The 7,375-nt window shown below is 67.7% G+C and carries 5 protein-coding genes, 1 tRNA gene and 1 CRISPR repeat array; all 6 genes read left to right on the top strand.

Annotated elements, in window-relative coordinates; all coding sequences use genetic code 11:
* Complete coding sequence (locus ACWDKQ_RS26340; protein ID WP_450141448.1) at positions 1-882, top strand: mycofactocin-associated electron transfer flavoprotein beta subunit; 882 nt, start codon at positions 1-3, stop codon at positions 880-882.
* The gene (locus ACWDKQ_RS26345) at positions 879-1,661 is read left to right on the top strand and encodes a mycofactocin-coupled SDR family oxidoreductase (RefSeq protein WP_450141449.1); all 783 of its coding nucleotides are present in this window, start codon (positions 879-881) and stop codon (positions 1,659-1,661) included. Before ACWDKQ_RS26340 ends, ACWDKQ_RS26345 begins: the two co-directional genes overlap by 4 nt.
* The gene (mftF, locus tag ACWDKQ_RS26350) at positions 1,658-3,013 is read left to right on the top strand and encodes a mycofactocin biosynthesis glycosyltransferase MftF (RefSeq protein WP_450141450.1); all 1,356 of its coding nucleotides are present in this window, start codon (positions 1,658-1,660) and stop codon (positions 3,011-3,013) included. The genes ACWDKQ_RS26345 and mftF overlap by 4 nt, the downstream gene beginning before the upstream one ends.
* Positions 3,010-3,750, top strand: coding sequence for a mycofactocin biosynthesis peptidyl-dipeptidase MftE (gene mftE, locus ACWDKQ_RS26355; RefSeq protein WP_450141451.1), 741 nt, complete (start codon positions 3,010-3,012; stop codon positions 3,748-3,750). The genes mftF and mftE overlap by 4 nt, the downstream gene beginning before the upstream one ends.
* 34 nt (positions 3,751-3,784) lie before the next feature.
* Positions 3,785-3,858 (top strand) — tRNA-Pro (locus ACWDKQ_RS26360).
* 846 nt (positions 3,859-4,704) lie between these two features.
* Positions 4,705-5,028: a CRISPR direct-repeat array (repeat unit 36 nt; unit sequence GCCGCAAGGGAGACCGACTCTGCGAGCCGGTGACAG).
* A gap of 1,517 nt (positions 5,029-6,545) precedes the next feature.
* On the top strand, positions 6,546-7,375 hold an 830-nt coding region (locus ACWDKQ_RS26365; protein WP_450141452.1), incomplete at its 3' end, for a WXG100-like domain-containing protein.

The following is a 7,375-nucleotide window of genomic DNA, read 5'->3' on the forward strand; positions in this document are numbered from 1 at the left end:
GTGGGACCGCAGATCGTCGTGGCGCTGAGCTGGTCCTGGCGGCGGGCCCGGGTGGACCCGCTCACCGGCGCCCTCGACGCGGAAGACCGGGACCGGGGCGGCAACGCCGCCGAACTGGCAGCGCTGGAACACGGCCTCCGGCTCGCCGAGGACCTCGACGGCAGGGTGACGGCGGTGACCGCCGGACCGGTGGCGGCCGAGGAAATCCTTCGCACCGCACTGGCGGCCGGCGCGCACGAGGCAATCCGCGTCGAGCGGGACGACCAGCTGGAACCCGGCGCGCTGGTGTGCAACGGTGCCGACACGGCCAAAGCGATCGCATCCGCGCTCCGCGAACCGGATCTCGTGCTGTGCGGGGACAGATCGGCCGATGGCGGAACCGGAGTGACCCCCGCATTTCTCGCGGCCCGGCTCCGCGCAGCGCAGGCGCTCGGCGTCGTGAGGTTCGAATGCGACGGCGGGTCGCTGCTCGCGCACCGCAGGCTCGACGGCGGCAGCCGGGAGGTGCTGCGGCTGCCCAAGCCCGCGGTCGTGTCCGTCGAAGCCGCCGGAGTGCGCCTGCGTCGCGCGAGCCTGCCAGCGGTGCTTTCGGCGCAGAAGGCGGCTATCGAAACGATCCCCGGCGAGCCCAAACGGCCACCCCACGTGGTCGCTGCCCGTGCTTTCCGCCCACGCCCGCGGGAGCTCCCCGCCCCGGCCGGAACGACCGCGCGTGATCGTATGCTCGAACTGACCGGAGCGCTGCAGGACCGCACACCAACGACCGTCCTCGGGCCGCTGTCGGCCGCCGAAGCGGCCGACGAGCTCCTGGCCTACCTGCGACGCCACGGCTACCTCACCGGTACGAGCTGCGAGACAGAAGGGAAGGTGGTGGCCAAGTGAGCAGGGTCGCGATCGTGACGGGTGCGGCGCGCGGAATCGGCGCGGCGGTCGTGGAGCGCCTCGCCGCGGACGGCTGGCGCGTGGTCGCGGTCGACATCTGCGCGGACATCCAGGGCGTCACCTATCCGCTGGGCACCAGGGACCAGCTGGCGGCACTGGCGAAGAAGTGGCCGGAGTCGGTCCGCGACATCGTCGCCGATGTCCGCGACGAAGCCGCGATCAGGCAGGCAGTCGCGGTGGCGGAGACCGAGTTCGGTGGCCTCGACGCTGCGGTCGCCGCCGCTGCGGTCATGGCAGGCGGGCAGCCGCTGTGGGAGACGTCCAACGACGAGTGGGACGCCTTGTTCGACATCGGTGTCAGGGGAGTGGCGAACCTGGCCCGCGCCGCTGTCCCGATGCTGCTGCAACGACCGCAACCCCGCACCGGCCGGTTCGTCGCCCTGGCGTCGTCGGCGGCCCACCGCGGCCTCTACCACCTCGCCGGGTACAACGCGGCCAAGCACGCGGTGGTCGGCCTGATCCGCGGCCTCGCCACCGACCTCCGCGGCACCGGCATCACGGCCACCGCGGTATCGCCCGGCTCGACGCGGACGGACATGCTCACCGCCACCGCCGCATACTACGACCTGCCGGACGTCGAAGAGTTCAGCCAGCACCAACTGGTCGAGCGCCTGCTGGAACCCGACGAAGTGGCGGCCGCGGTGTGCTGGCTGTGCAGCGAACAGGCCTCGGCCATCACGGGAACAGTGGTTCACGCCGACGGGGGATTCACGGCATGACACTCCGCCTGGTGCCCGATCCCAGCCTCCGCCGCTGGGACGACGGGCGAACACTGGTGGGCGGATCGCCGTTCTGCGTGCTGCGGCTCAACCCCACAGGAGCGGACGTCGTTGGCTCCTGGATCGATGGCGAGCCGGTGATCGACAGCGCCGCTGGCCTGGCGCAACGGCTCGTCCGGGCCGCAATGATGCACCCCCGCTACGACGAGACCCACCACGGGCCCAGCGACGTGACCGCGGTGATTCCGGTGCGGGACGGCGATCTGACCAGCCTGCTCGCGTCGATCGACACGCCCGCCATCGTCGTGGACGACGGCTCCCGGCAGCCGGTTCCGGCAGCGTCAGTGCGCCACGAGAGCGCCAGAGGACCGGCGGCGGCCCGCAATGCCGGGTGGCGGCTGGCCCGAACACCGCTCGTAGCGTTCCTGGACGCCGACACGGTCCCGACCCGGGGCTGGCTCGAACCCGTGCTCCGCCACTTCGAAGACCCAGCTGTGGCCGCTGTGGCGCCGAGGGTGCGCAGCTCGCCGGGGAACACGGCCCTCGCCCACTTCGAAAGCACCCGGTCCCCGCTCGACCTGGGCGGTGAGCCGGGCCTGGTGCAACCCGGCAGCAGGATCAGCTACGTCCCGACGGCGGCGCTGGTGATCCGCGCCTCGGCGCTGCGCGAACTGGAGGGCTTCGACGAGGAACTGCGCTTCGGCGAAGACGTCGATCTGATCTGGCGGTTGATCTCCCGAGGACAGCTGGTCCGCTACGAGCCGGAGTCAGTCGTCGAACACGCGCCGCGAAAGAGCTGGACGGCCCTGCTGCGCCAACGATTCGACTACGGCACTTCGGCAGGCCCGCTGGCGAAGCGCCACGGCGACGCCGTCGCGCCGGTACGGGCATCGCTTTGGAGCGCAGTGGCCTGGACCCTGATCCTCACGGGCAGAACAGGCGCCGGCCTTGCCGTGGTCGCCGCAGCAGCGGCCCTGCTGACCCGCAAGCTCGGCAAGGCCGGAATCCCCGCACACGAGGCGATACGCTTGGCACTGCAAGGAAATCTCGGTGCCGGACGCTACTTCGCCGACGCCATCGCAAGGGCTTGGGCGCCGGTGGCCGTCCCGCTGCTGCTCCTCAGCCGTCGCGGCCGGGCGGTGCTCGGACTGGTGGCGCTCAGGCACCTGCTGGACTGGACCCGCGAACGACCGCCGCTGGGGCCAGCCCGCTGGTGCCTGGCGCGCATGGCAGACGACCTGGCCTACGGCTGCGGAGTCGCACGCGGCGCCCTCAAATCCAGAAGTCTCGCCCCACTGCTGCCCTTCCTGACCGACAAGGGCGGCCGCAGCAGCGTCCAGGTGTCGCGATGACGGCCCGCCTGGCGGATCTGACCTGGCCAAAGGTCGCAGAACTGGCGCCACGAAGCCTCCTAGCGGTCCCGGTGGGTGCGACCGAACAACACGGCCCGCACCTGCCCTTCACGGTCGATACCGAGATCGCGGCGGAACTCTGCGACCGGCTGGCCCGGGAGCGGCCCGTCCTGGTGGCGCCGCCGGTGACCTACGGCTCCAGCGGAGAGCACGCGGGCTTCCCGGGCACGCTGTCGATCGGCCAAAAAGCGGTCGAGCAGCTGCTCGTGGAACTCGTCCGCTCGGCGGACGCCTTCGCGGGAGTGGTGCTGGTGTCAGCCCACGGAGGCAACGCCGAACCGGTCCGCAGCACGATCGGCACCCTGCGAGCGGAAGGCCGCCGAGTGCTCGCCTGGGCACCAACGGGCCGCCCGGACGACACCCACGCGGGCCGCACCGAGACTGCGGCGATGCTGGCGATCCGCCCGCGCGCAGTGCGCCTCGACCGAGCGGAACGAGGCAACACCACGTCACTGCCGAACCTGATGAGCACCCTCAGAGCCAACGGCGTACGAGCGGCAACGGCCAACGGCGTCCTGGGCGACCCGACCGGCGCGACGCCGGAGGAGGGCACCCGGATCCTGACGGTCTGGACGAGGTCCCTCACGGCAGCCGTGGACGCCTGGACACGGCCTGGCCAGGAAGAACGCCAAGTGGAGGGCCCCGATGATCCTCCATTCGGAGGTGCGGTAAGCTAACTTCACCCTCCAACGAGGGGTGAAAATCGAACAACGGGCTGTAGCGCAGCTTGGTAGCGCACTTGACTGGGGGTCAAGGGGTCGCAGGTTCAAATCCTGTCAGCCCGACGTTGGCGGAAGCCCGCTGACCGGCACGTAAGTGCAGGTCAGCGGGCTTTTTCGTGCCTGGGTGTGGATCTTGTGGTGATGGCGAATTAAGATCAAAAAGCCCGTCCAGGAGCGAATCAGGAGCGTGGGCGTCAAGTTTTTGACTAGATGTGCAAATGGGGTCGGATTTCGCGGTGACGCAGTGTAGCGATTTGGTCAATATTCGATAACGGACCTGAACTGAGTTGAAGAGGCGTCAGCGGTCATGTGTCAGTTGCTAGCTTGATAAGGGTGCTTGGGAGACGTTCTGTTCGGTTAGCGTCTGTTCGTTGGAGCCGGAGCCAGTTCGGCGCAGCGCTGTGAAAGGCAGACCAAGCTAACGGGAAAACGATCTGACCGTCCCGCCTGTGTTGCAGGTTTCCGGTCCATGCCGGGTGCGTAGGTGCCTTGGGCTGGCTCGTACAAGATCGCACGGCTCGGATCCGCTCGGTTTCAGCGGATTGCCGCGAATGTGCTGGCGAAGTTGCTGGTCGTCGAGTCGACGGGTGCCGTTGGATGGAACGTCGCTTGAAGCGGTCGTGAAGGTAAATCCTTGTCGTGGCGCGTCCGGGCAGGCCTCGGCAGAGCGCTCCGCCAGCCGCTCTGGCCTTTGCCGAACGATCTTCCTCCGGTCGGCCGGAGGAGAGCACGGTCGCCAGCACCAGGAACTCTTTGGTATGCATCAAAACGCATGAGGGAATCCAGATTTACCAGCGCCTTGGGGGAAGGCCCCAAAAGGTTCCCGGTGCTCCCTAACTCGCATACGCTCGGTTATAGATCGAAACGGTATCGGGACGCCTGGTTGAGGTACTCGCGGGCGTCCGTCGGACCGCAAGGGAGACCAGCTCTGCGAGCCGGTGACAGGGTCCCGCAACAACTGGTGCATCCGGTCGGCGACCGCCGCAAGGGAGACCGACTCTGCGAGCCGGTGACAGCGGTGGGGGGTTTCTCGCGCCACCGGACTACCTGGCGCCGCAAGGGAGACCGACTCTGCGAGCCGGTGACAGCGTCGCCGCCGGGTCGGAACTGGCCCCATTGTTTGAAGCCGCAAGGGAGACCGACTCTGCGAGCCGGTGACAGGTCACGGTGACGCGGGTAGGCCGCCCAGAACTCGTCGCCGCAAGGGAGACCGAATCTGCGAGCCGGTGACAGTAGGTCACGACCTGCTCGCGGGTGAGCCGCTGCAGCCCGATGGTGTCGATGTGAAAGAAGTCCGTGGCGAGAAGACCGTTTGCCTGGGCTTTGAGGAACGTGGTCCATTCGTGGCGCGCTGCCTGTCGACGTTGTCTGGGACGGAACTCGGTGGCTGGCAGGGCGCGGCGGACGGTGGCTGCGCTGACCTTGTATCCCAGTCGCGTAGTTCGTGTACGCCGGCGGGCGTTCTGGTGGGGGTGGCTGGGTCCACTTCTGTTTGACCAGGCGCCGATGCCAGGCGAGCACGGTGCGTGGTGAGACAATTTGGTGGCCGCGGAGTCGCTGAGGCAGGTGCCGGGCGAGCGCGGCCGGCAGCGCCCGATTCGGTCAGGCAGGCTTCGGTGCGGTGAGCTGTCTGCGTAGCGCTGTGGCCTCGTGCCGCAGGATGAGTATCTCGGCGTTGTTCGCTGCGGTAGACCGACATGGTAGAGCGAGCCACGCGAAGGTCCGTGTAGCGAGCAGGTAGATCGCTCTGTACGAGCACAAGGACGGTTCCTGCCCGACCACGGACAACGCCCAGGTCAGCAGCACTGAAGGATTTCTGAAACATTACGGGCTACTGCGGCAATCCTGGCGTGATCACATTTTACCCGGAAACGACTTGCGGGCCCCGGCGGTCGGCTCCGGCCTTCGGATCGGTCCGCGGTGCCCTTTTTCTTCTATTGTCCGGACTAAAGGGGCTTATTTGTCGGTCTTTCGTGGCGGAATGCCGTGTTGGCTGGCATCGTCGCTCCGGTTTGTGTGCGCTACACCGCATGCGCGCATGACGAGAAGCGGTGAGGGGCGATGTCTGGTCAGCAACGTTGGTTTTTGCTGGCGGCCCCACCGTTGCGGAGGCCACGGACGAGGTGTCTTGGCTGGAGTTGGCAAGCGTGCTCAAGACGAATCGCCCAGGTGGGGCCGGAGACCTTTACTCGCGTGACATCTGTGCGGGCGGGGTGGATCGACTCGACACCTCTGCGCAGGCCCTCTTGTGGAGGTCGTGGTGTTCTGCAATGAACTTCGCGGTCAGCGATGTGGCCGGTCGATTTCGGCCGCGAAAGCCGACGTCGCCTTGAGTGTCGCGTTGTCACGCCCTGGTTCCACGTTGTTCCGGCGTAGCCGTTGCGGCTGCGACGACGCTTCGGACGCTACACCCGCACGCGCCCGGGTGTCGATCTCGCTTTGGCGAACTCATCTGCGTACCGTCTCGGCTGTCCCGGCAGCCGGCAGTTCGGTCCCTGCCTGGGTCGCCGACCGCTGCGGGGCATGCTTCCCACGAGCCTCGGCGAATATCCGCTGCTCACGTAACTTTGGCGGGTGCTTCGTCGAACGAGACACGGTTCCCGTCTGTCTAGCAGATGAATCTGGCGACGCACCGGGGCGGCTCAAGGCTTCCTGGTCGGTGGTTTGAGGGTGGGGTGGTTGTGATGTTTTCGTCGATCATGGTGTCGGAGGGGGTGAGGCGGCTTTTTCAGGTGTTGACCGGTGAGGATATGACGGATGCGGATGAGGGTGTGTTGTTCGCGGTGGCGGATGCGTTGGAGTCGGGTGCGGCGGGGGTCGGGGAGATGGGCGGGTTGGTGGCGGAGTTGGTGGCGAAGGTGCGGACGGAGTTCTCGGGAAAGGCGGCGGACCGGTTCGCCGAGGGGCTGGATAGCTTCGAGGGGCTGCTGGCCTCGGGGGAGGGGGCGTTGCGGGAGTTAGCGGTGTTCGTGCGGAACCTGGCGCGGCAGGTGCGGTATTTGAAGCTGGTGACGATTTATGGTCTGGAATTGTTGTTGTTGGAGATGGCGTGGGCGGTGGCGTGGGCGGGAGCGACCGCTGGCGCGTCGATGGCGTGGCTGGCGGCGCGGATGGCGGTGATGCGGTTGTTGTTGTCGCGGTGGTGGGGTCAGTTGTTCATGCGGTTGGCGATGGCGGCGGCCGGCGGGGTGGCGTTCAACGTGGTGCCGGATCTGCAGGCCCAGGTGCAGATGCTGGGTGAGAAATCGGCCCAGAAGTGGGACGGGAAGCTCAGTGAGCAGTCGGCGGGGATGGGGGCGTTCTCGGCGTTGGTGTCGCTGCCGTTGTCGGCGGTGGGCGGACTGGTCGGCAACGCGTTGACGAAGGTGCTGGTGCGGGGGCTCGGCGATGAGGTGGACGAGAAGATCCTGGAGGCGGCGGCCAGGAAAGCGGTGGCCGAGCACGCGGAGTTGTATCCGGTGTCGGCGATGGCGCGCTTCGCGGATGTGGTGGGGGAGCATCTGGATCATTACGCGGGGATGTCGGTGCGGGGCATGTGGTCGGCGCGGTTCGGCAGCGGGATCGGGGAGGCGTTGTCCGA

This window comes from Saccharopolyspora sp. NPDC000995 (genome assembly GCF_053599315.1).

Bases quoted from the DNA above. Each gene is read 5' to 3' on its own strand.
- mftF (WP_450141450.1), top strand. From the start codon at position 1,658: ATGACACTCCGCCTGGTGCCCGATCCCAGCCTCCGCCGCTGGGACGAC.
- mftE (WP_450141451.1), top strand. From the start codon at position 3,010: ATGACGGCCCGCCTGGCGGATCTGACCTGGCCAAAGGTCGCAGAACTG.